The sequence below is a fragment of the Citrobacter sp. Cpa228 genome (genome assembly GCF_030333085.1).
Taxonomy (GTDB): domain Bacteria; phylum Pseudomonadota; class Gammaproteobacteria; order Enterobacterales; family Enterobacteriaceae; genus Citrobacter; species Citrobacter pasteurii.
Window position 1 is genome coordinate 329231 of sequence record NZ_JAOWGQ010000043.1, and the last position, 24136, is coordinate 353366.

Genomic DNA, 24136 nt, shown 5'->3' on the forward strand with positions numbered 1-24136 from the left:
TTTATGTCAACAAATTCTGTCGCGGGAAAATCCATTCTGTCGTTCCTGATACCGCTGGCGATAGGCGCGATCGTTTGGTTTTATCCCGTACCTGATGGTCTGACGCCTCAGGCCTGGCATATGTTCGCGATATTTGCCGCGACCATTGCCGCGATCCTTACCCAGCCGCTCCCTTCGGGGGCGGTGATGTTGATTGCACTTTGCGTGGTCATTTTTACCAAAACCTTGCCAGAGGCAAAAGCATTGTCAGGTTTTGCATCCGGTACGGTATGGCTCATTTTCTGTGCCTACGTCTTGTCTCTTGGTTTTGTAACCTCGGGATTGGGGAAACGTATTGCGTATAAAATGTTATCGCTCTTTGGTGGCAGTAGCCTGGGTATAGCTTACTCACTGGGGGTTTCCGATCTGATTATGGCCCCGGCGATGCCATCCGTAACCGCGCGTTCCGGGGGGATTATTTTCCCTATCACTCGTTCCATCAATGATGTATTGGGTTCCGCACCAGGGGCAACGGGCAAGCGTATCGGCGATTTCTTAACCATGGTGTGCTTCCAGTTTACGCCGATTACCGGGGCAATATTTCTCACCGGGATGGCGGCGAATCCGCTGGTAGCGAGTCTGGCGAAATCGTCATTAGGAATAGAGATAACCTGGGGTGGATGGTTTATTTCCGCAGTGGTCCCTGCGATGGTCTGTTTCTGCCTGATGCCGCTACTGGTCTATAAATTATTGGATCCCGAGCTTAAGCGTACGCCGGAGGCGAAAGCGATGGGCAAACAGGCCCTCGGTGAGCTCGGTTCGATGAGCAGCAACGAGAAAAAGGTCGCGTTTGGTTTTGTGCTGGCGCTGGTTGGCTGGGGTACCAGCTTGATTACGGGATTGTCTGCCACATCTGTCGGGCTGGGATTAGCTGCGTATCTGTTTGCCTCGGGCGCTGTTAGCTGGAAAAGTTTGCTTAATGACCATGCGGCCTGGGATACGGTGATCTGGTTTAGCGTCATTATTAGTCTGGCGACAGGGCTTGCCGATCTGGGCTTTATTAAATGGATGACCATAAAATTAGGCAGCGGTATTCAGGGTTTTGGCGCGATCGAATCGTTTATTGTGTTGGGGATCCTTTACATTTACGTCCATTATCTCTTCGCTACGGCGACCGGGCATGTCGCTGCACTGTATGCCCCTTTCGCGGCCACGGCGATCGCAGCAGGCGCGCCGCCGATGATGGTGGCTATTTGCTTCGGTATCTTTAGTAACCTGATGTGGGGGAATACCGAGTACGGTGGTGGACCTGGCCCCATTTATTTTGCCCAGGGTTATTTTGAACGTCCGCGCTTTTACAAAATCAACCTCTGCGTGGTGACGGCGAATGTGATTATCATTTTTGTCGTGGGCATGCTGTGGTGGAAGCTGTTGGGATACTATTAAGCGTTAGCGAATTATTGGCCGGACAGGACCCGAACAGCCGTCCGGCCAGGAAAAATGAATTGCGAAGCGCTTTCCAGAATGGGGGAAAAAGGTACATCCAGGGACTGAAATGTGCCACAATAGTGGCTGTTTATACAGTATTTCAGGTTTTCTCATGGCACTAACGGCCGCGTTAAAAGCGCAAATCGCCGCCTGGTATAAGGCGCTTCAGGAACAGATCCCCGACTTTATCCCCCGTGCGCCGCAGCGGCAGATGATTGCTGACGTTGCGAAAACGCTGGCAGGTGAAGAAGGGCGGCATCTGGCGATTGAAGCGCCGACCGGGGTGGGGAAAACCCTGTCGTACCTGATCCCCGGTATTGCCATTGCGCGTGAAGAACAAAAAACGCTGGTGGTCAGTACCGCCAACGTTGCTTTGCAGGATCAGATCTACAGCAAAGACCTGCCGTTGCTGCGTAAAATTATCCCCGATCTGCGTTTTACCGCCGCGTTTGGTCGTGGTCGCTATGTCTGCCCGCGTAATTTAGCGGCGCTGGCCAGTACCGAACCCAATCAGCAGGATCTGCTGGCCTTTCTTGACGATGACCTGACGCCCAACAACCAGGAAGAACAAAAGCGCTGCGCCAGGCTAAAAGGCGATCTCGATAGCTACAAGTGGGACGGGCTGCGCGATCACACGGGTATCGCCATTGATGACGGACTCTGGCAGCGTCTGAGCACCGATAAAGCGAGCTGTCTGAACCGCAACTGCCACTACTATCGTGAATGTCCTTTTTTTGTCGCCCGCCGCGAGATTCAGGAAGCCGAAGTGGTGGTAGCCAATCACGCGTTGGTGATGGCGGCTATGGAAAGCGAAGCCGTTTTGCCAGAGCCGAAAAACCTGCTGCTGGTCCTTGATGAAGGCCATCATTTGCCGGATGTTGCCCGCGATGCGCTGGAGATGAGTGCAGAAATCAGCGCCCCCTGGTATCGGCTCCAACTGGATCTGTTTTGCAAATTAGTCGCGACCTGCATGGAGCAGTTCCGCCCGAAAACCACGCCGCCACTGGCGAACGCCGAGCGGTTGAACGGTCACTGTGAAGAGCTATATGAGCTGATTGCCTCACTTAATAACATCCTCAATCTCTATATGCCCGCTACCCAGGAAGCGGAACACCGCTTTGCAATGGGAGAACTGCCTGGTGAAGTGATGGAGATCTGCCAGCGACTGGCGAAACTGACGGAAATGCTGCGCGGTCTGGCTGAATTGTTTCTCAACGATCTCAGCGAAAAAACCGGCACCCACGATATTGTGCGTCTGCATCGGGTTATTTTACAGATGAACCGGGCGCTGGGCATGTTTGAGGCGCAAAGCAAATTGTGGCGTTTGGCATCGCTCGCGCAGTCATCAGGCGCGCCGGTGAGTAAATGGGCGACGCGTGAGGTGCGTGACGGACAGATCCACGTCTGGTTTCACTGCGTGGGGATCCGCGTGAGCGATCAGCTCGAACGCCTGCTGTGGCGCAGCGTGCCGCATATTATTGTCACTTCTGCCACGCTGCGTTCTCTCAATAGCTTCTCGCGTCTTCAGGAAATGAGCGGGCTGAAAGAAAAGGCCGGAGACCGCTTTGTCGCGCTGGATTCACCGTTTAACCACGTTGAGCAGGGCAAAATCGTTATTCCGCAGATGCGCTACGAACCGTTAATTGAGCACGAAGAGCAGCATATCGCGGAAATGGCCGCTTATTTCCGCGAACAACTGGAAAGTAAAAAGCATCAGGGCATGCTGGTACTGTTTGCCAGCGGTCGGGCGATGCAGCGTTTTCTTGAGCACGTTACCGATCTGCGCCTGCTGTTGCTGGTACAGGGCGACCAGCCGCGCTATCGTCTGGTGGAGTTACACCGAAAACGGGTAGAAAACGGCGAACGCAGCGTGCTGGTTGGGCTGCAGTCTTTTGCTGAAGGTCTGGATTTGAAAGGCGAGCTGCTGAGCCAGGTGCATATTCACAAAATTGCGTTTCCGCCTATCGACAGTCCGGTAGTGGTCACTGAGGGGGAGTGGCTGAAAAGCCTGAACCGCTACCCTTTTGAGGTGCAAAGCTTACCGGCAGCATCGTTCAATTTGATCCAGCAGGTTGGGCGACTCATTCGTAGCCATGGCTGCTGGGGTGAAGTCGTGATCTACGATAAGCGGTTGTTGACCAAAAACTATGGCAAGCGTTTACTGAATGCGTTACCCATTTTTCCGATAGAGCAACCTGCTGTGCCAGACGTTATAGTAAAACCAAAAGAAAAAACGAAACCTACGCGCCGCCGTCGGCGTTAACGATGCGAGCAACAGGAAAGGAGTTATCGATGGATTACCGCAAAATCATCAAAGAGATTGGGCGAGGTAAAAATCACGCGCGTGACCTGGACCAGGATACTGCTCGCGGACTGTATACCCATATGCTGAATGGCGATGTCCCTGACCTTGAGATGGGCGGCGTGCTGATTGCGTTGCGCATTAAAGGAGAGGGAGAAGCGGAGATGCTGGGCTTTTATGAAGCGATGCAAAACCACACCATTCGCCTGACGCCGCCAGTTGCCAAACCCATGCCCATTGTTATCCCCAGTTACAATGGCGCGCGCAAGCAGGCGAATTTGACGCCGCTATTGGCGATTTTACTGCATAAGCTGGGATTCCCGGTGGTGGTGCATGGCGTCAGCGAGGATCCTACCCGCGTGCTGACAGAAACCATTTTTGAACTGATGGGGATTGCGCCGACGCTGCATGCCGGGCAGGCACAGGCAAAACTGGATGGTCATCAGCCGGTGTTTATCCCGGTAAGCGCGCTGTGCCCTCCGCTGGAAAAACAGCTGGCGATGCGCTGGAGAATGGGGGTGCGCAACAGTGCGCACACGCTGGCTAAATTAGCCACGCCGTTTGCCGAAGACGCCGCGCTGCGTCTTTCCAGCGTGTCACACCCGGAATACGTCTCACGTGTGGCAAAATTCTTCGGCGATATCGGTGGACGTGGCCTGTTGATGCACGGTACCGAAGGCGAGGTGTACGCCAACCCGCAGCGCTGTCCGCAGATAAGCCTGATAGATTCGTCCGGCGTGCGAGTGCTACAGGACCGACAGAGCGAGATGCCTGACGAGCCGGTACCGCTGCCGGTGGCAAAAGACCCGGAAACCACCGCACGCTGGATTGAGCGTTGTCTGGCTGGCAGTGAGCCGGTTCCGGCATCGCTGAAAATCCAGATGGCCTGCTGCCTGGTGGCAACCGGTGAATCCGCGACGCTGGATGAAGGACTTGCTCGCGTCGAGCAAAGTTTCTAATCCATTTGTTGTTCCGGCGGGCCATTTACCAGGCCTGTCGGTTCTCTCTTTTCATCAACGTGAAATTTCTGCACGTTTATTGACCTCCTGAGCGCCGTGGCGCAGCATAGTTTGTTGAATAATAAGAAACACAATCAACACGCGACACAACAGGAGATAACAATGAACAGTGGACATCGCTTCCATGTGCCAACGCTGCACGCCTTTATCCAGGCCGTGTTTCACCAGATGGGAAGCAATAAACAGGAAGCGCAGTTGGTGGCCGATCATCTGATTGCCTCTAACCTCGCCGGTCATGACTCCCACGGCATCGGCATGATCCCAAGCTATATTCGCTCATTCTCGCAGGGACATCTGCAGATCAATCGTCATGCCAAAGTGGTTAAAGATGCGGGGGCGGTGATTACGCTTGATGGCGATAGTGCCTTTGGCCAAGTGGCGGCGCACGAAGCAATCACGCTGGGGATTGAAAAAGCGCGCCAGCACGGTATCGCCGCCGTGGCATTACATAATTCGCATCATATCGGACGTATTGGCTACTGGGCGGAGCAATGTGCGGCGGCAGGTTTTGTCTCAGTGCATTTTGTGAGTGTGGTCGGGATCCCGATGGTCGCACCGTTTCATGGCCGCGATAGTCGTTTTGGCACCAACCCCTTCTGCGTTGTTTTTCCGCGTAAAAATACCTTCCCGCTATTGCTCGACTATGCAACCAGTGCCATCGCGTTTGGCAAAACCCGGGTGGCATGGCACAAGGGGGAGCCGGTGGCTCCGGGATGCCTGATTGATACAAACGGGATGCCCACAACCGATCCTGCCGTGATGCAGGTCTCTCCGCTGGGGTCGTTGCTCACGTTTGCCCAACACAAAGGTTATGCGCTGGCCGCGATGTGCGAAATTATGGGTGGTGCGCTTTCAGGGGGTAAAACCACGCATGAAGAGAGCCTGCAGACCAGCCCGGACGCCATCATTAACTGTATGACCACAATTATTATGAATCCGGAACTGTTTGGCGCGCCGGACTGTGACAACCAGGTTGCGGCATTTGCTGAATGGGTGAAAGCGTCCCCGCATGCTGAAGATGCCCCGATCCTGTTGCCAGGGGAGTGGGAAGTGAATACTCGCGAGGAACGGCTGGAAAAAGGTATTCCGCTGGATACCGGAAGCTGGCAGGCGATTTGCGAGGCGGCCCTGCAAATAGGCATGCCGGACGCCGTGTTGCAGGAATTCCGTCAACGGCTGGAATACTAAGCAAAAAAAAGCCCGTCCAGTGGCGGACGGGCAAACAAAGGGTAACAAACAGGGTCAATGAGGGTTGGAGCATTGGGTCGTACAGGTAATCTTTCGGTTATTTATAGATAACCGCGGTGCCGCTCATTTTGTCTTTACCGACAGCGGAAGTGATGCTGTAACCAGATGCACCAGCAGCAGCCGCTTTCTCAGCCAGTTTGGCTTCCAGGCCATCCAGCGTGGTGGCGCCATCAGCAGAAACTACACCAATCTTATTCATGCTTTGTGCCTGAGTGGAGGAAACCGGCTCGGCAGCGAAAACGCCAAATGACAGGGTAGACAGGGCGATAGCAGCAACAGCAAATTTAATGTTTTTCATGATTTTTCTCTCGCAGGTTTATTCGGTTAGTCGATGTTCTGTTAAGAAGACGTTGTTCCGTCGATGTGATAAGTATCACGTTTTTTTGGGTGAGAGAAAATCGAATAGAATTGACGACATCAATCAAAAAAATTGAATGACAAATAACTTATTGAATATTAATAAATTCAGACGAAGGATTTACAGTTCTTGTCACTACGCTTTACAGAGAAACCAACAACGGCACATTTTGCCACACAGAGTGCGAAAAAGCGTGCTCGTAAAGGAAATCGTATGCGCTGAAACTTTTGGTAAAGATGAGTCAACGTAGCTGGCTATCTTTCGAACCTCTGCGATTATATCCTGAAAATGTAGAACTATGTGAATCTTTATCCTGCTGGCATGCGACACACAAGCGTACGCCAGGTACTGCCTCACGCCTGGCCTGTGGCATAGGATTGCCGCATTCTTCACATTCATACAGACTTTCCCCCGTCGGTAACTCACCGCGGGCGCGGGCAACAGCATCTTCAATAGTATTGTTGATCTGTTCGTTAACTGCGTCGTCATTTGCCCATCCGGATGCCATATGTACCTCCTGCTGATGTCTACAGAATAAGTATAGCGAATGTGATGGGCGAAAAACGACCACGCATCAGCGGTATCAGATTTCAGACCATTCGCGCAGCAGGTTATGGTAGAGATTGAGTAATGACAGGATCTCGCTACTTTCCCCATGACGTGCCTTCAGGGACTGAATGTTTTTATCCAGTTCAAAAAGCATGGCGCGATTATTATCGTCACGGATCATCGACTGGATCCACATAAAGGATGCCACACGAACCCCACGGGTTACCGGCGTAACGCAGTGCAAGCTGCTGGAAGGGTAAAGCACCAGATCGCCTGCCGGAAGTTTCACCGCATGCTGGCCGTAGGTGTCATTGACCAGCAGCTCTCCTCCCGCATAATCGTCGGGATTACTGAGGAATAAGGTTGCGGAAAGGTCTGTGCGCATCCAGCCGTTTTCCGGATGACTACGTACCGCGCCGTCAACGTGAAAACCGTAGGTTTCGTGGTCCTGGTAGCGATTAAACAGCGGTGTGGAGAGCGTTTTCGGTAATGCTGCGGCGAAGAAAAGCGGGCTGTTATTCACCGCGGTTTGTACCGCCTGTTGCAAAATGCCGTAACGCTCACTTTGCGTATCCACCTGCTGGTTGTTTTTTACCTGTGCGCCCTGAGCGCCGGTGGTTGCGCGGCCATCAACCCAGTCGGCAGCGTCCAGTTGTTCGCGAAACCAGGCAACATCCTGCGCCGACAGAACGCCGGGAATGTGGTACATCATCAGTGTTTCTCCTGAAAGTGGGGCTTACGCCCCACGAGATGGATCAGAAATGCATATTGGCGGTGAGCAGGAAGGTTCTTGGCTCGCCCGGATGGTAACGGTATCCGCTCTTGTTAATGGAGGATACATAATCGGTGTCGAACAGGTTATAGACGTTCAGCTGGAAATCGAGATTGCGATTCACACGATAACCCAGTTTGGCGTCGGCGACCCAGTAACCTTCAGTATAAGATGGCGTACCCACGGCGCCGTCCGAACCGCGATGCATACTGCCCACGTAGCGTGCGCCCGCACCAACGGAAATATCATCGGTAGCCTGATACTGGCTCCACAGCGTGAACGCATGTTCCGGCGTATAGGGCAGGGAAGAAGAACCATCCTGAGCAACGTTTTTGCCGCTGTGGATCGTGGCGCGTTGCTGGGTGTATCCCCCAATAACCTGCCATGCGGGGGTAATGTTGCCTGCTACAGAGAGTTCGTAGCCTTCAACGCGTTTCTCCCCGTACTGAGAATATGTTCCGTCGTCGTTCTGCTCTACTTCATTTTCAATATCCGTACGGAAAATCGCGGCGGTTAACAGCAGGCGCTTATCCAGCACCTCCCATTTGGTGCCGATCTCGCTGGTTTTCGCTTTTTGCGGTTTGAAGTCGGTACGGTTTGCGCTGTTACCGGTTCCGCCCTGCGCAAGGGCAAAGTTACTGCCGCCCGGCGGTTGCTGAGAAACGGCATAGTTAATGTAGACATTGCCGTTATCGGTCAGGTGATACAGCGCGCCTGCTTTCCAGTTCACCAGATTGCCTGATTTGGCAGTATCCACGGTCGTAACCGGAGAACCTTTGGCGACGCCTGTCGGACATGCAACTGCACCACGGCCAGAAGCGCCGCAAGCGGTGGCGCTGTCATATTCAGTGCGGTAATTGTCGAGGCGAATACCACCGTTCAGCTCAAACTCACGGGTAATTTGTAACGTATCAAAAGCGTATACGCCAAACGTGTCGGTTTGCCCGTTAGCGTTGGCGCCGTTACGCGATAATCCGCCGATATTCACGTCGCTGTTGGGGTGATAAATATTAACCGGCGGCGGGGTGATCGGGGCTACGCCATAGTTGGTTTGTGTTTCGCGCGTCAGCTCCACACCGGTACTGATGTCATGACCGATGGACCCGGTGTAAAATTTTGAGGTCAGGTTGGTCTGGTTGGTCAGGATTTTGTTACTGACATCTTTGGTATTTGCCAGGCGTGACCATGTCCAGGTGTCGACGCTGCTGGTGGGTTGCGTAATGTTAGACGCGCCGCCCATTACCGCCGTCATCAAATAATCCTGTTTAATACGTGACCAGCGGGTGGTGTTGCGAATCGTGGTGCTGTCGTTCAGATCATGTTCAAAACGTATTGTCGCGGTATCGGTCGTCGAATCGTCGTAATCCGAGTTGGTGCCGTAGAAGTTATGCGTATCCACTTTTCCTGAATGATTCAGTGCAGACGTCCCTGCGGAAGGCGCGGAATATCCCGGCAGGCCGATGGTGGGAATGCCCCCGTCCGGTGTGTTGTGTTGAGTCACGTGCAGATAGTTCAGATACAGTCGGTTCTCAGTGCCTAAGCCAAAAGCGAGAGAGGGGGCCACGCCGTAACGTTCATTCTTCACGTTGTCGCGACCGGCATCATGTGTTTTTTCGCCCATCAGATTTAAGCGTGCGGCGGCGGTGTCGCCGATAGCCTGGTTAATGTCCAGCGTGCCGCGGCGGAACCAGGCGCTGCCGACGCTGGCTGACGCATCGATCCCGGAGTCGGTGCGCGGCTGTTTGCTGATCATATTGATGGAGCCCGTCGGCGCGCTACGCCCATAGTCGGTGCCGGAAGGGCCTTTGATCACTTCGACCTGTTCGGTATTGAAGGTATCGCGCGTGACGCTGCCGATATCACGAACACCGTCGATATAAATACTGTTCGAGGTATCTGCACCACGCATATAAACCGCATCACCGGTGGTGGAGTTGCCGTTTTCACCGGCGAAAAACGCGCCAACGCCCGGTACGTTTTTCAGCGCATCGGTCAGATTTGTTGCGCCTTGATCCTTAATCACTTGCTCGGAAATCACCGTCATGGTGCGGGTGGTATCCGCCACAGGGCGGGAGAATTTAGGGTCGGCAGACTGCGTAGGCGCATACAGCGAAGGTTTAGCCGCTTCAACGACCAACGTATCTTCTTGTTTTTTATCCTGATCGCCTGCTGCGACAGCCTGGGCTAGCGGAGACAGGCCAATGCACAGACCAGCAAAAAAAGTCAGTGAATGAAAACTACTGGACGGCAAGTTGCGATTTTTATCCATGTTAATAAGTGACTTATTATTTTTGAGTAGAAGGTTTCATTCACGCGAAGGGACATCTCTGTGGATGTTGTACCCTGCAGGTCTCGCGAAAATGAATATGTAATTGATAATGATTTTGATAATCATTGCTAATCAGTGAGACGTTTTAGCATTCATTACTTCAAAAATAAATACATTTATTTACATTGGATTCAAAATTCCAACATGGCGGTTACAGTTCACGCAGGGGATATCAGAAAGAAAGGACAGCAAACTGCATTCAGGGCGAATGCAGTTGAGCTGAGGGAGAGTTACTTATAGATAGTTGCTGTACCGTACATCTGATTTTTACCGCCAGCGGAATTAACCACAAAACCTTTCGCGCCTTGCTCTTTTGCTTTTTCTGCCAGCTTACCTTCGAGGTCATCCAGGCTTGATGCTCCGCCCACGGAAATCGTACCGGAGGCTTGTAGTGGACCGGTGGCAGGACTGGTATTGGGCTGTGCAGCAAAAGTCGCAAATGTCATGCCGGTAAGTACGGTAGCGGCAAGGAATGTGAGGCATTTCTTCATGATGATATCCTCTGAGAAACAACAGATCGTGCCTGATAAGTTTAGGTCGTCATTGCAGGGCATTTGCCGCAAAAAATCGACCAACAACAGGCTGTTTTTTGAACGATAGAATTCGCATAAAAAATGAAATTTCCCTGCTGTGTATGTTTACCCCGTGGCGTTATGCGGGTATCTTACGCCGCTGTTAAAAGGAGAATGCTATGCCCCCCCAGAAACCGGGATTACATCCACGCAACCGCCACAATGGCCGTTATGATCTTGCGACGTTATGCCAGGTTACCCCAGAGCTGACGCAATTTCTCACCCTCACGCCAGGCGGCGAGCAGAGTGTTGATTTCGCGAATCCGCAGGCAGTTAAGGCGCTCAATAAAGCACTGCTGGCGCATTATTATGCGGTGGCAAACTGGGATATCCCGGAAGGTTTCCTGTGTCCGCCGGTTCCGGGTCGTGCGGACTACATTCACCATCTGGCCGACCTGTTGGGTGAAACTACCGGAACCATTCCGGCAAATGCGAGCATCCTGGACATAGGCGTAGGGGCAAACTGTATTTACCCGCTGATTGGCGTGCATGAATATGGCTGGCGTTTTACCGGCAGCGAAACCAGTAGCGAAGCGTTTAGCAGCGCTCAGGCAATTATCAATGGCAACCCTGGCTTAACCCGGGCGATTCGTTTGCGTCGTCAGAAAGATGCTTCGGCTATCTTCAATGGCATCATTCACAAAAATGAGCAGTATGAAGCTACATTGTGTAATCCGCCATTCCATGATTCTGCTGCCTCTGCCCGTGCCGGAAGCGAGCGCAAACGCCGCAATCTGGGGCAAGACAAAGATGATGCGCTGAACTTTGGCGGCCAGCAGCAGGAGCTGTGGTGTGAAGGTGGTGAAGTGGCGTTCATCAAAAAAATGATCGCCGAAAGCCAGGCCTTTGGTCGCCAGGTAATGTGGTTCACCACGCTGGTTTCGCGTGGCGAGAATTTGCCTCCGCTGTATCACGCGTTAACGGACGCGGGCGCGGTGAAAGTGGTGAAGAAAGAGATGGCCCAGGGACAAAAGCAGAGCCGCTTTATTGCCTGGACCTTTATGGATAACGATCAGCGTCGCCGTTTTATGGCGCGTCAACGCTAAAGCGTGGGCTCGGTTGGCGGCAGCGGTTCGCTTGCCGCAGGCGTTGGGCCATTCACCGGTGCAGGCAAGACCTGATATGTCTGTACCGGCGCGCGTATGTTCGCCAGATCGAAATATTTCTTCACCTGACTGTCGAGCGCAAAACGTACCGTCCACTGCTTCAGCGGCAGGGTGGTAAATGAGACCCGCAAGGTGAATGCCGTATTGGTTAATCCCACAATCCCGGCGAATGACGGCTCGCCAATGATAAGCCCACGAATATCATCCTTTTCCATCACCGCAGCGACTGCATCCTTCAGCGCCTGATTGGCTTTATCCGCATCTTCATGACGGTCTACATCGTAATTGGCGACGACCGATCCAATTCCACGCACAAAGTTGGCGAAGGTCGTTATCGAGGACCACGGGATGATGTGGTATGCCCCGGTGTCCTGACGCACGCCCACAGAGCGGATGGACATGCGTTCTACCGTGCCGGTTAACGGACCGATAGTGACCAGATCCCCGGTGTTCATCCCATTTTCGAACTGAATAAAGATCCCGGTAATAATATCTTTTACCAGCGTTTGCGAGCCGAAAGAGATCGCCAGCCCCAGCGCCCCGGCACCAGCCAGTAAAGGGGCGATATTGACGCCAATCTCTGACAGCACAATCATAATGGTGATCGTGCTGATGATCACCGCCAGCGCGTTGCGAAATAGCGTCAACAGCGTACGAGTCCGTGCACTGGGCAGCGGGCGACCATGAATATCGGAAGCCAGACGATTTTCAATCAGGCTGGCGAGAATCGTCCAGCCGATGGCGGAGAAGAATAAAATTAGCGCAATACGGATCAGGATATCGACCGTTTTTTCGCCTGCGCCGTAATGCAGCCAGTTCCAGAAGTCGAACAGCCCCCAGGCGTTGAGTAGCAACATAACGGCGACACACACGGTCAGGATCCTGGCCACGCTTAACGCCGTCGACAGCCAGCCATTCAACCTCTTTTGTAGTTCCGGATAGTTGCGCTGGGTATGCGGTGAAAGGGTGATGGTTTTGGCTATCCAGCGGGAAAGCATGCCCGAAACAAAGGCGGCGATCCCGACGATCACCAGGCTGCGCAGCGTAGCGCCCATCATGAATTTCAGGCTGTTGCCGGGATCAAACAGCGAGAAGAAAAACAGCACAATGAAGTAGGCGCTGGCCAGCCAATGCCATACCAACGCAAAAGCGCGAATAAACAGACTGAAAAAAGCGAGGGACCTTTCCGCCAGATTCAGCAAATGCTGCGTTATCTCTTTCTTGTTTCTGAAAATCAGGTACAGCGCCCATAGCGTGATACACAGCATGATGATGACGTTTGCCATCGCGCCGACCTGCACATTGACCTGATTCGAAATAATCGGCACGGCAACGATAAGCCCGTAGCCAATCAGGCTGCTCAATGAACTCAAACGCCGGTTCCAGTAGCGCGCGCCAGCATCCTGAATATTAAATGGCCGCAGCTCTGTCACTGCCGGGCAAAAAATCAGGCGCAAAATGGCCTTAAAAAATTCAATCAGTGCGAAGGCATTGAGAAACAAGCTTTGCTGAAAGGCAATCGTGCGGCTGCCGGCATTCATTTTATCGCTCAGTATTTGCCCGACAAACAATGTCAGCGCCAGCAGCAGTAAATCGATAACGAATGCGCCAACGATCATCGCCGGAAGCTGGAGCCAGTTGCTGCGCTCGCGGTTTTTGCGTCGTGCCCATTGCCCCATTTTGCGATACAGCGGCAGCGCACACAGGCGAACCAGCCAGAAAAAACCGAACACTGACACCGCCAGCATTAAAAAATGCGTCAGGGCATTGGTGAACGTTTGCGAGTTAAAGCTCTTGTGCGGGGCATCGGTAATATTGCGATAAAGCTGGGCAAAGCGGCTGGAGAGGGCTTCACCGTAGTGGCGGGTGACATCCGTGACGTTTTCCAGCACCGTTTTTTCTTCCGTTAACGTGGGCGGGACAATGGTCGGTACCGGCTCGGCAGGAGGGGCAGTGGCCACTTTGCGTAACTGACCGATCAGCTCCTGACGCGAGGCGTCATTTTCCAGCACATCGGCCAGTGCGCCGTAAGCCGCTTTTTTCTGTTCAATATCCGGTTCTTTTGCCGGTGTGGCTTGTGCGTTGGTTGACGTTGGCGTGGTGATGCTAGGAATCGTCACCGCCTGGGTCGGAAGACTCAACAGACAAACAATGATGAACAGGATCCCGCGCATGACTCCTCCCATGAGAAAATAAATTCAAAAGGATAAGTATAGATGTCAGGGCGGGAGAGAATTGAAATGAGAGGATTCTGGTGAAAAACCTCCCTTCGGGAGAAGGGAGGCAGAGCTATCAGGAAACGTGCTGCAAGAATTCCTGTAAGCGTTGGCTGGGCGGATTTTCAATCAGGGCCTGCGGATTACCGTCCTCGGCAATACGACCCTTATCAATGAAAATCAGGCGTGAAGCCACTTTTTCGGCAAAACCGATTTCGTGGGTCACAATCACCATGGTCATCCCTTCTTCCGCCAGATCCTGCATAACTTTCAGCACTTCGTGGCGCAGTTCCGGATCCAGCGCAGAGGTTGGCTCGTCAAACAGCATCATTTTCGGCTTCACCGCCAGCGCACGGGCGATAGCCACACGCTGTTGTTGACCGCCGGACAGCTCAGAAGGGTAGTGATGGGCGCGCTCGGCCAGACCCACTTTCGCCAGCAGTTCTTTGGCCAGTTTTTCCGCCTGTTCTTTATTCGCCCCGCGTACGCGTAGCGGGCCAAACATGACGTTTTCCAGCGCAGTCAGATGCGGGAACAGGTAGAACTGCTGAAACACCATTCCGGCTTCCTGGCGGATTAACCGTTCGTCTACCTTCGGATCGTTCACTTTCAGACCGTCGACGATCAGATCGCCAGAGGTTATCTCTTCCAGTTTGTTAATGCAGCGCAGCAGGGTAGATTTACCGGAGCCAGATGGCCCGATAATGACCACCACTTCACCTTGCTCAATGTTCAGATCAATATTGTGCAGCACCTGGGTTGGACCAAAGTGCTTAGAAACGTTTTTAAATTCAATCACAGGATTTTCATCCTTCTTTCCAGACGACGCAGAATGAAGCTCAGCACCAGCGTAATGATCAGATAGAACACCGCAACGGCGCTCCAGATTTCCAGTGCGCGGAAGTTACCGGCAATGATTTCCTGGCCCTGACGGGTCAGTTCGGCGACGCCAATGACAATAAACAGCGAGGTATCTTTAATGCTGATGATCCACTGGTTGCCCAGCGGCGGCAGCATACGACGCAGCGCGAGAGGTAAAATTACGTGACGGATAGTCTCCGTGCGTGAAAGCCCAAGCGCCAGCCCAGCCTCGCTGAATCCTTTATGGATTGAGAGCACCGCGCCGCGGGTGATTTCCGCAATATAGGCTCCGGAGTTAATCATGATGGTGACAACAGCGGCGCTGAAGGGGTCAATACGCAAATCGTTAAACGCCATTGGCAGGGCGAAGTAAATAAACATCACCTGTACAACAATTGGCGTACCGCGGATGACTTCGATAAAGACCAGCGCTACGTGGTTGGCTATCCAACCGCCGAAGGTACGCGCAAAACCTGCTGCAAGCCCGATAATCAGACCGCCAGCCAGACCGAGGATTGAAATCCACAAGGTCATTTTGGCGCCTTCTATCAAAAGCGGGATGGCGGGCCAGATGGCACTCCAGTCAAACTGCATATGTCGTACCTGTTACCGTGGTGTAAATATTCAATTGCCCATTTCGCCGGATGCGCTGTGCTTATCCGGCCTACAGGTCTCAAAAATCCAGGCGTAGGCCCGGTAAGCATCGCGCCACCGGGCAACGTTACCGGTTATTATTTAGGTTCAGTACCGAACCATTTTTTGTAGATTTCGTTGTAAGTACCGTTCTCTTTCAGCGTTTTCAGCGCGCCGTTCACTTTCTCACGCAGTGCATCGCTGCCTTTCGGGAAGGCGATACCGTATTGCTGGGCTTCCAGGGAATCACCTACAGCTTTGAACTGACCGTTGCCCGCAGTCTTGATGAAATACAGAATGTTTGGTGTATCGTGCAGTACCGCGTCTGCGCGGTTGGTACCCAGTTCCATATACGCGTTATCAATGTTCGGGAACTGACGCAGGTCTTTGGTTTTGATGTTCGCTTTTGCGTAATCCACTGAGCCGGTACCGCCCTTCACAGCGACGACTTTACCGTCCAGATCTTTTACGCTTTTCACATCGTTATTGTTCGCTTTGACCATCACTAACAGGCCGCTTTTGTAGTAGCCGTCAGAGAAGTCGATGGCTTTTTTACGCTCTTCGGTAATAGTGATACCTGCCAGCGCCAAATCGACGTTTTTAGTTTGCAGGGCCGGGATGATGCCGCTGAAATCCATAGGTTTCAGTTCATAATCCAGCTTTAGTTCTTTGGCGACGGCAGCCCACAGATCCACATCAAAACCAACGTATTTGTCGCCCTGTTTGAATTCAAAGGGAACAAAGGCGGTGTCGGTTGCGACAACGAGTTTCTTATCTGCGGCATGGGAGGACACCGCAAAAGCCAGGGTAAGTGCAGCCAGTGAAACTTTTAATACAGACTTCATAGGATTTCCTTTTATATCCACGGGGCGATCCCCTGCGAGAACATATGGCTTAATGAAAAAATCGTGCCAATTTTGCAACTCATTGTTTTAAAAAGAGGGTGTCTCATTTTGTTGCACAATAAGTAGGGCAAAGCGGGCTGTTTGCACCGTTTCAGGGCACTCATTTGGTGCATGACGGGCGCGGTGCAAACGGTATGACTATTTAGCGTAAAAATTGTTGATAAAACAATCTTTCGTTAACGATTGTGTGAGGTGATTATTACAAATAATTTACTTTGGAGTGACGAATGATCAATGTTATGCACCATAGAGGTGCAAAACCCCCGCAAATGCGAGGGTAATATAGGTATTTCTTATATGTCTGTTATTCGATGTTCGCTTCGATAAACCACAAGAATTTGTCGAGGTCACGGGAAGCCGCAGTGAAGATATCTGCTGTATCCTCATCTTTTGCTTCACTTATCGCTTTACGTACGCTGTTAGCAACCACGGCATAACGTTCGGCCAGCTCTTTTAAGTGGTCCTGTACGTTATGGATATCCAGCGGGTAACTTTTCAGTGGCGTTTTGCTGTTAATAACCTGCGTTGTCCCCAGTGCCACACCGCCTAACTGTACGGCACGCTCAGCCATGGTATCGAGGTGATCGGTCAGTGCAGTCCGGAAACCATCCAGCATTTCATGTACGGCAATGAAGTTTGCGCCGCGCATATTCCAGTGTGCCTGTTTGGTGATCAGTGACAGGTCGATGAATTGGATCACCTGCTGATTCAGCAGTTCAACGGTCGCTTTTTTATCGCTGTCGGTTACATCGTTACGGGTATAAAGGAGGGCTGATGCTTTTGTTTTTACCAGTTTTGCAGTACTCATAATCTCATATCCTCTTGATGTTTACGTCCCAAATCTTCAACGAGGATAAGTATAGCGCTAATTTCAGTTTTATTTTTCTGGTGTTGCCTATTGCTTTAATAGCGAGGCGAGTGAAAGTATAAAATATCGATATAAATCAATGTAATAAATTATTTTAGCACAGCGTGTTGTTATTATTGTGTTAATGCTATGCCTCAGCATAAATAGCGTGCTTCAACAGGGAGGTAGAGGGCGATAATAATAGTGGGGATAGATAACAAGATATTCTGCATGATTATGCAAACCATGCAGAATATTGGCAGGTTAATTCACGTCAACTTGCTTAATTTGCGGGTCTTTACGGATGGTGAGCGTAGAGCCCATTGACGCAGCAATAATCGCGCCCAGAGCCAGCGTCTGAATAAACGTCAGCGTTTCCCCGAGGAAAATCATCCCAGACACCGCCGCCAGTGCAGGCTCCATACTCATCAGTGTCCCAAAGGTACGTGTAGGCAGTCGCGTTAATGCGATCATTTCCAGCGAATAGGGGAGCGCAGTAGAGAGGACTGCTACCGCTAAGCCCAACGGGAGAATAGACCAGTGCCACAGCGCATCGCCTGCCTGAATGACGCCAATCGGCACGAAAATTAGCGCTGCGATTAATGAGCCAACTGCGACCGTTGCCGGGCCATGCTCTTCCCCTGCGCGTTGCCCGGTAAGAATATAGATAGCCCAACAGGCGCCAGCACCCAATGCCAGCGCGGCACCGGTTAAATCAACGTGAGAAACATCCTGACCTAACGGCAGCAGGAACCACAGTCCGAGCACGGCCAGCGCAACCCAAATGAAATCCACCGGACGTCGGGATGAAAACAGCGCTACCGCGAGTGGCCCGGTGAACTCCAGCGCCACGGCAATGCCCAGCGGGACGGTCTGAATTGACAGGTAAAAGAGGTAGTTCATTCCACCCAGAGACAAACCGTAAAACAGCAGGGGAAGACGTTGCTCTTTGGCAAAACGTAAACGCCAGGGTTTAAAGAATGCGATAAGGATGAGCGTTCCCAGCGCGAGGCGCAGGGCGGTAACGCCTGGCGCGCCGACGAGAGGGAACAGCGATTTCGCCAGCGATGCGCCGCTTTGAATAGAGGACATAGCTATCAGCAAAACCAAAATAGGCAACCAGACTGGCGCTTTACGTGACGACCCCGGCATCCTTTCTCCTGTCAAATGATGGTTACACACCTTTCCCCGCGGGACGCCGCAGATTTACTGCGATGCGCGTGAGTTTGTGTATAGAAAAGTAAAACAGCGAGTGTAATGGAAATACGCTCGGCTGGTTGAGTATTCGTTGAAAAAAAAATTACTGAGATCCGTACAATGGTATGAAAACGATGGATTAATAATCTGCGCGATTAGGAATCATCTGGATGAATGTGCCGTGTTGTGCGCGTAATAATGGCATAAATCATTAGAAAAGTGATGTTAATTGAAAGAGATAGCGGGTTTCTGAAACGTTCTGTTACATGAAAAGATCCGTTAGACATCGCGAATCGCAAAGAGTTTCCCATCAGTTTTTGGTATATTTAAAACTTAAGATTTACTTGAAGCACATTTGAGGTGGTTATGAAAAAAATTGCATGTCTTTCAGCACTGGCCGCTGTTCTGGCTTTCTCCGCAGGTACCGCTGTAGCTGCTACTTCTACCGTTACGGGTGGTTACGCTCAGAGCGATGCTCAGGGCGCAGCGAACAAAATGAACGGTTTCAACCTGAAGTATCGTTATGAGCAGGACAACAGCCCGCTGGGCGTGATCGGTTCCTTCACTTACACTGAAAAAGATCGTACCGACTCGTTTGGCGATTACAACAAAACCCAATACTACGGCATCACTGCAGGTCCAGCTTACCGTCTGAATGACTGGGCAAGCGTCTACGGTGTTGTAGGTGTTGGCTACGGTAAATTCCAGGATGCAGCCTCTCCGGCTGACAAACACGACACCAGTGATTACGGTTTCTCTTATGGTGCCGGTGTGCAGTTCAACCCGATCGAAAACGTTGCTCTGGACTTCTCTTACGAGCAGAGCCGTATTCGTAGCGTTGATGTAGGTACCTGGATCGCGGGTGTTGGTTACCGCTTCTAATCACTTCGGTGATATAAAAAATCCGCCTCCTGAGGCGGATTTTTTTTGCCTGCAATTTGAGCTGTTAACGAGATTTGGTCTCAAAGATGTCGGTACCAAGGTGGTTGTAGTCCACCTTCTGCAGCTTAAAGTTAGTGATATACACAGGTCCGGCTTTTTTCTCAGAGATAAAGCGGTAGCTGTTGGTAATTTCCTCCGCGCTGATCCCCGTCCACTGTGAGAAAAAACTCAGGAAATCATTCGCCGAGCGGCGGGCTTTAATCACCCGATGCGCTTTGTCATCGCTGGACAGTACCATAAAGGGCACCTGGAAGTTCTGCTGGAACTGATCGTCATGCGCCAGGTACTGTACCTCTTTTCCGCGCTCTTTAAAGGCGAGGCCATGATCGGAGAAATAGACCATCGAGAAGCTACTGCCGCTGTTACGTAACTGTTCGTAAAGCTGGCGCAGCAGGTCATCCGTCTGCGTCATGGTGTACAGATAACAGGAGGTCTCTTTCGACTGGACGAATGTGTCGTATTTTCCTTGCGTACGATCGCAGGCCTGCGGATGCGAGCCCATTAAATGCAGTACGATGAGCTGCGGCTGAGTGCGTTCGGTGGCCAGTACCTGGGCGGTCATCTTCAACAGCGCCTCGTCACGGGTGTTTTTGTCCGCTTCGAAATCACCGTTTTTGAGGAACTGAACTTCATCTGCTCGCTTCGCAATGCTGGCGATTGCCGTATCGTATTCACCAATCTGTCCCTGATTGGAAAACCACCACGTCTGGAATCCTGCGCGGTTGGCCAGCGTGACAAAGTTATCCTGGAACTGAGGCTTATTATCGACGACCCGGTTTAGCGTTAAGCCGAGCGATTTTTGCGTAGAACCGCTGGCGGCAATGTAATCCGCGAAGATATAGCCGTTAACCGAGCTGGCAAACGGGGTGTTATCCCAGTGGCCGCCAAATGCCCCTAACGCATCGCGGCGGGCGCTTTCGCCGATCACCACCATGTAGGTGTGATACTTCGGCTTCACGGCGGTTACCGTCCAGCTGTCTTTCACGCTCGACAGCTTAGCCATGCGCTCTTGCTCGTCGAGCACTTCGTTATTGTTGACGATAACGTCCTTGGCAAAGCGGAAAACCGGGTAACCGGTATCTTTTAACTTGAAAACGCCGCCCCATGCCAGGTTTTGTACCGGAGTAACAAAGAATGCAACGATGCTGAACAGCAAGCACAGGCTGTCGTACTTGTTCCAGCGACGTTTCTGCTCGTCTTTTTTACGCCGTACGGCGATAACGCCGAGCGCAAAAATAAACACGCCAACCAGATAATTGTACCAGGGGAAGATAGTCAGGATTTCGGTCGACTCTTCCATGTTGGTCGAATGCAGCGCCAACAACGTATTAAAGTTTGGCGAGCCGTAAGCCTGGCCGAACGGAAAGTACATTGCCGCAATCAGCGAGCAAATGCCAATCAGCACTTTCTGCGCGCGCGGCGCACTGCGCCACATCAGCATTAATATACAGGTGAAAGCAATGCTATAGAGCAGGCTAAGCGGATAGCCCAGCGCAAGGTTGATCAGCAGAGACTGTAAGAAATAGAGGCCAGTCCACGGACTAATCGCCCGGCTACGAGCAATGATTGAATCTTTGAGGGTTAAATTCATATGCCACTGTTACAAAAACGCCATGTGCTTACCCTGGCGCTAAGGGTCATTGCCTGCCTGAGAGAGCGAGAAGAGGGAATGGGTCCGCATCCGCGAGCCGCAATATATGCAGGGCTGCGAAAAGATAGAGTGTGTACAAGAGAAGGTCAACTACTACAAAGAAATTGTTTTGCGAGGGACGTGGCAAAACTGACAAAAAGAAGGGTTATTGGTACGAAAACGATCGCCCTATTCGGGTGACGGCAGGAAAAAGAAGCGGCGTACCGCGACGCCGCATTATTTTGCTGAGGATTTATCCTGCTCTGGTTTGCTGTTAATCATGTCACACAGCATAGAGATCAGCATCAACCGTACTTTAAAGGGAGAGTGGCTAAACACGCGTATACACCTCTTAAATTCATTCATATAAACCTCCTGACTTCACGATCCCATCAGTCCTTGAGGGATGTCTTTATTATATACAGATATAGCACAGGCTATATTATATAGCTATTGCTAAAACGTTAATTTTTTGTGCCCGCGCAACTCTGGTTTACAATGAACGCTCTCTAATCAGATGCCGTTAACGCGTCACAGTAACGAGGAAGCAGAATGAGTCGTCGCGCAGGTACGCCAACAACAAAAAAAGTGACGCAATTGGTGAATGTCGAAGAACACGTTGAAGGATTTCGTCAGGTTCGGGAGGCGCATCGCCGCGAGCTGATTGATGACTACGTAGAGCTGATTTCCGATCTCATTATTGAGGTGGGGGAGGCGCGCCAGGTTGATATGGCCGCGCGGCTTGGGGTTTCCCAGCCGACGGTTGCCAAAATGCTTAAGCGCCTTGCTTCAGTCGGGTTGATTGAAATGATTCCCTGGCGGGGTGTGTTTTTAACCGCTGAAGGTGAACGACTGGCTCAGGAGAGTCGGGAGCGTCATCAGATCGTGGAAAATTTCCTGTTGATGTTAGGTATCAGCCCGGAAATTGCCCGTCGCGACGCGGAGGGAATGGAGCATCACGTCAGTAAGGAAACGCTGGAGGCTTTTAGCCGGTTTACGCAACAGCAAGGAACAGGCTCTGAATGAGTTTCCCTTTACTACGCGCTTTGCAGCGCGATCGCTTTTTCCAGCTGTTAATCATCGTCGGGGTTGCACTGAGTCTGTTCACGCCATTTGCGCCCCGGCTGTGGCCGGGGGCCATTGACTGGCACACGATTATTACGCTTAGCGGCCTGATGTTACTGACCAAAGGCGTGGAGCTCAGCGGCTATTTTGATGTGTTAGGGCGCAAGATGACCCGCCGCTTCAATACTGAACGCCAGTTGGCGATATTTATGGTGCTGGCGGCGGCGCTGCTGTCGACGTTTCTGACCAATGATGTGGCGCTATTTATTGTTGTTCCGCTGACGATCACCCTGAAAAAATTGTGCGCTATTCCGGTGAATCGCCTGATTATCTTTGAGGCGCTGGCGGTTAACGCCGGATCGTTGCTGACGCCAATAGGTAACCCGCAAAACATTCTGATGTGGGGGCGTTCTGGCTTGTCATTTGCCGCGTTTACCTGGCAAATGGCGCCGCTTGCGGGAGCCATGATGCTAACGCTGGTGGTGCTGTGCTGGTTCAGTTTCCCGAATAAAGCATTGCATTATCACACCGGTACGTCCGCGCCTGACTGGCAACCGCGTCTGGTGTGGAGCTGTCTGGCGCTGTATATCATCTTCCTGGCGGCACTGGAGTTAAAACAAGAGCTGTGGGGTCTGGCGATCGTCGCCGCAGGGTTCATGGTGCTGGCTCGCCGCGTGATCCTCAGCGTTGACTGGACGTTGCTATTAGTGTTTATGGCGATGTTTATTGATGTGCACTTACTGACGCAACTCCCGGCCTTGCAGGGGATTACCCACCAGATTGGCACGCTTTCAGCGCCGGGGCTGTGGTTGACGGCCATTGGCCTGTCGCAGTTTATCAGTAATGTTCCCAGTACGATTTTGCTGCTGAACTACGTCCCGCCGACGCTGCTGCTGGCCTGGGCGGTCAATGTGGGTGGCTTTGGGCTGTTGCCGGGATCGCTGGCGAATCTTATTGCTTTACGCATGGCAAACGACCGCCGGATCTGGTGGCGTTTCCATTGGTATTCGGTGCCGATGCTGATATGGGCGGCGCTGGTGGGGTATGGTTTGTTACTGATGATGTAATTGATGTGGTGTGCCGGATGGCGGCTGGCGCCTAATCGGGCCTACAGTGTTGGTAGGCCCGATAAGCGTAGCGCCATCGGGCATGTATAGCAGATTAGTTCAGACGAACCGGCATACCAGAACGGTTCTGTACCGCCTGCTCAACGACGGCCTGATCGACGTCAGACTGACCGGTGATGCTGGTAATGCTCTTATTCAGCGTAATTGGTACGATTTCCCCGCCTTCAAACTGTGCTTCAGTAGTAGACAGTGGGTTATGTACCTCGATGTAACGGCTGCCGTCTGGTTCGGTAGTGGCTTTTACCGGCTCATCGATAAACTGTACGCGGGTGCCGACCGGCACATTTTCAAACAGGAACTTGATGTCGTCGTTACGCAGACGCACGCAACCGTGGCTGACGCGTAAGCCGACGCCGAAGTTAGCATTGGTACCGTGGATGGCGTACAGACGACCGATATACAGTGCGTACAGACCCATCGGGTTATCCGGACCTGCCGGAACAACGGCTGGCAGTGGTTCACCCGCAGCGCGGTATTCCGCATGCATTTTCGCCGTAGGCGTCCAGGTTGGGCCCGCTTTTTTACGTTCTACTTTGGTGGTCCAGTTGATTGGCGTGTCTTTGCCCAACTGGCCGATACCGATCGGCAGAACAATGACGGTGTTAGTGCCTTTCGGGTAGTAGTACAGACGCATTTCGGCGCTGTTAATCACAATACCTTCATGCACGGTATCCGGCAGGATCAACTGCTGAGGAATGTTCAGCACGGTGCCGCCTTTCGGCAGGAAGGTATCCACGCCTGGGTTAGCTTCCAGCATGTTAGACAGACCCATCTGATACTCTGCCGCAAAATATTCCAGCGGTTGGGTGTTGCCTTCAGGAATCGTGATGACCTGGTTTTGGCCAATCAAACGGCTGCCATCGGTAGGCAGCGGGTACGTGACGGCAGAAGCGGTGTTACAAAAACCAACTATTGCGAGTGCCGCCGCGAAAAGCGTTGTTAATTTCATATTCATGTTCATGTATGCGAGATTCAGTGCCAGGCAGGCTAG

Annotated in this window: 22 protein-coding genes; 8 read left to right on the forward strand and 14 right to left on the reverse strand. The window is 52.1% G+C overall.

Annotation, left to right across the window (positions count from 1 at the left end; translation table 11 throughout):
- The first annotated feature begins 3 nt into the window (after positions 1–3).
- From OGX91_RS10865 to OGX91_RS10880, 4 genes are all read left to right on the forward strand, one after another.
- Positions 4–1425, forward strand: a complete 1422-nt coding sequence (locus OGX91_RS10865) for a DASS family sodium-coupled anion symporter (RefSeq protein ID WP_005123709.1) — start codon at positions 4–6, stop codon at positions 1423–1425.
- Between the two features lie 154 nt (positions 1426–1579).
- A complete protein-coding gene (gene dinG, locus OGX91_RS10870; RefSeq protein WP_005123708.1) occupies positions 1580–3730 on the forward strand; it encodes an ATP-dependent DNA helicase DinG in 2151 nt (716 codons plus the stop codon).
- A gap of 29 nt (positions 3731–3759) precedes the next feature.
- The gene (gene ybiB / locus OGX91_RS10875; protein ID WP_188231817.1) at positions 3760–4728 is read left to right on the forward strand and encodes a DNA-binding protein YbiB; all 969 of its coding nucleotides are present in this window, start codon (positions 3760–3762) and stop codon (positions 4726–4728) included.
- A 162-nt stretch (positions 4729–4890) separates the two neighbouring features.
- On the forward strand, positions 4891–5976 hold the full coding sequence (locus OGX91_RS10880) for a malate/lactate/ureidoglycolate dehydrogenase (RefSeq protein WP_155020846.1): 1086 nt from the start codon (positions 4891–4893) through the stop codon (positions 5974–5976).
- Positions 5977–6073: 97 nt separating this feature from the next.
- Here the strand turns inward: OGX91_RS10880 and ybiJ are convergent, their stop codons facing one another.
- The 5 genes from ybiJ to mcbA form a co-directional block, all read right to left on the reverse strand.
- Positions 6074–6334 carry a DUF1471 family protein YbiJ gene (ybiJ, locus tag OGX91_RS10885; RefSeq protein WP_005123702.1) on the reverse strand — a complete coding sequence of 87 codons (261 nt, stop codon included), beginning with the start codon at positions 6332–6334 and terminating at the stop codon, positions 6074–6076.
- Between the two features lie 301 nt (positions 6335–6635).
- A complete protein-coding gene (locus tag OGX91_RS10890) occupies positions 6636–6902 on the reverse strand; it encodes a DksA/TraR family C4-type zinc finger protein (protein ID WP_286626221.1) in 267 nt (88 codons plus the stop codon).
- Between the two features lie 75 nt (positions 6903–6977).
- Complete coding sequence (gene ybiX, locus OGX91_RS10895) at positions 6978–7655, reverse strand: PKHD-type hydroxylase YbiX (RefSeq protein WP_199947314.1); 678 nt, start codon at positions 7653–7655, stop codon at positions 6978–6980.
- A gap of 43 nt (positions 7656–7698) precedes the next feature.
- A complete protein-coding gene (locus OGX91_RS10900; RefSeq protein WP_286626222.1) occupies positions 7699–9984 on the reverse strand; it encodes a catecholate siderophore receptor Fiu in 2286 nt (761 codons plus the stop codon).
- A 290-nt stretch (positions 9985–10274) separates the two neighbouring features.
- A complete protein-coding gene (gene mcbA / locus OGX91_RS10905) occupies positions 10275–10535 on the reverse strand; it encodes a DUF1471 family periplasmic protein McbA (protein ID WP_040230433.1) in 261 nt (86 codons plus the stop codon).
- 200 nt (positions 10536–10735) lie between these two features.
- Between mcbA and rlmF the strand changes: the two genes are divergently transcribed.
- Entirely contained in the window at positions 10736–11662 is a 927-nt protein-coding gene (gene rlmF, locus OGX91_RS10910; protein ID WP_005123691.1) for a 23S rRNA (adenine(1618)-N(6))-methyltransferase RlmF, read from the forward strand.
- On the opposite strand, the gene ybiO is transcribed toward rlmF, so the two are convergent.
- From ybiO to rhtA, 6 genes are all read right to left on the reverse strand, one after another.
- Positions 11659–13896: a mechanosensitive channel protein gene (gene ybiO, locus OGX91_RS10915; protein ID WP_286626226.1), complete on the reverse strand. Its 2238-nt coding sequence runs from the start codon at positions 13894–13896 to the stop codon at positions 11659–11661. The two genes, rlmF and ybiO, sit on opposite strands and share 4 nt — an antisense overlap.
- Positions 13897–14014: 118 nt before the next feature.
- On the reverse strand, positions 14015–14737 hold the full coding sequence (gene glnQ / locus OGX91_RS10920; RefSeq protein ID WP_005123686.1) for a glutamine ABC transporter ATP-binding protein GlnQ: 723 nt from the start codon (positions 14735–14737) through the stop codon (positions 14015–14017).
- Positions 14734–15393, reverse strand: coding sequence for a glutamine ABC transporter permease GlnP (gene glnP, locus OGX91_RS10925; RefSeq protein ID WP_005123684.1), 660 nt, complete (start codon positions 15391–15393; stop codon positions 14734–14736). The genes glnQ and glnP overlap by 4 nt, the downstream gene beginning before the upstream one ends.
- 137 nt (positions 15394–15530) lie before the next feature.
- Positions 15531–16277: a glutamine ABC transporter substrate-binding protein GlnH gene (gene glnH / locus OGX91_RS10930; RefSeq protein WP_005123681.1), complete on the reverse strand. Its 747-nt coding sequence runs from the start codon at positions 16275–16277 to the stop codon at positions 15531–15533.
- Positions 16278–16641: 364 nt separating this feature from the next.
- Positions 16642–17145: a DNA starvation/stationary phase protection protein Dps gene (gene dps / locus OGX91_RS10935; RefSeq protein WP_005123679.1), complete on the reverse strand. Its 504-nt coding sequence runs from the start codon at positions 17143–17145 to the stop codon at positions 16642–16644.
- A 303-nt stretch (positions 17146–17448) separates the two neighbouring features.
- Positions 17449–18336 carry a threonine/homoserine exporter RhtA gene (gene rhtA / locus OGX91_RS10940; protein WP_005123676.1) on the reverse strand — a complete coding sequence of 296 codons (888 nt, stop codon included), beginning with the start codon at positions 18334–18336 and terminating at the stop codon, positions 17449–17451.
- Between the two features lie 411 nt (positions 18337–18747).
- Between rhtA and ompX the strand changes: the two genes are divergently transcribed.
- Entirely contained in the window at positions 18748–19263 is a 516-nt protein-coding gene (gene ompX / locus OGX91_RS10945) for an outer membrane protein OmpX (protein ID WP_005123672.1), read from the forward strand.
- A gap of 64 nt (positions 19264–19327) precedes the next feature.
- Here the strand turns inward: ompX and OGX91_RS10950 are convergent, their stop codons facing one another.
- Positions 19328–20914, reverse strand: a complete 1587-nt coding sequence (locus OGX91_RS10950) for a phosphoethanolamine transferase (RefSeq protein ID WP_040230439.1) — start codon at positions 20912–20914, stop codon at positions 19328–19330.
- A gap of 276 nt (positions 20915–21190) precedes the next feature.
- The gene (mntS, locus tag OGX91_RS10955) at positions 21191–21319 is read right to left on the reverse strand and encodes a manganase accumulation protein MntS (RefSeq protein WP_005123669.1); all 129 of its coding nucleotides are present in this window, start codon (positions 21317–21319) and stop codon (positions 21191–21193) included.
- Positions 21320–21505: 186 nt separating this feature from the next.
- Here mntS and mntR point away from each other — a divergent pair, with 186 nt between their 5' ends.
- Positions 21506–21979 (forward strand): manganese-binding transcriptional regulator MntR, encoded by a 474-nt coding sequence (gene mntR / locus OGX91_RS10960; RefSeq protein ID WP_003035264.1) that lies wholly within the window; start codon positions 21506–21508, stop codon positions 21977–21979.
- Positions 21976–23085: an anion transporter gene (locus OGX91_RS10965; protein WP_155020851.1), complete on the forward strand. Its 1110-nt coding sequence runs from the start codon at positions 21976–21978 to the stop codon at positions 23083–23085. The genes mntR and OGX91_RS10965 overlap by 4 nt, the downstream gene beginning before the upstream one ends.
- Before the next feature lie 94 nt (positions 23086–23179).
- Here the strand turns inward: OGX91_RS10965 and ldtB are convergent, their stop codons facing one another.
- A complete protein-coding gene (ldtB, locus tag OGX91_RS10970) occupies positions 23180–24100 on the reverse strand; it encodes a L,D-transpeptidase (RefSeq protein WP_003035268.1) in 921 nt (306 codons plus the stop codon).
- Positions 24101–24136: the final 36 nt, after the last annotated feature.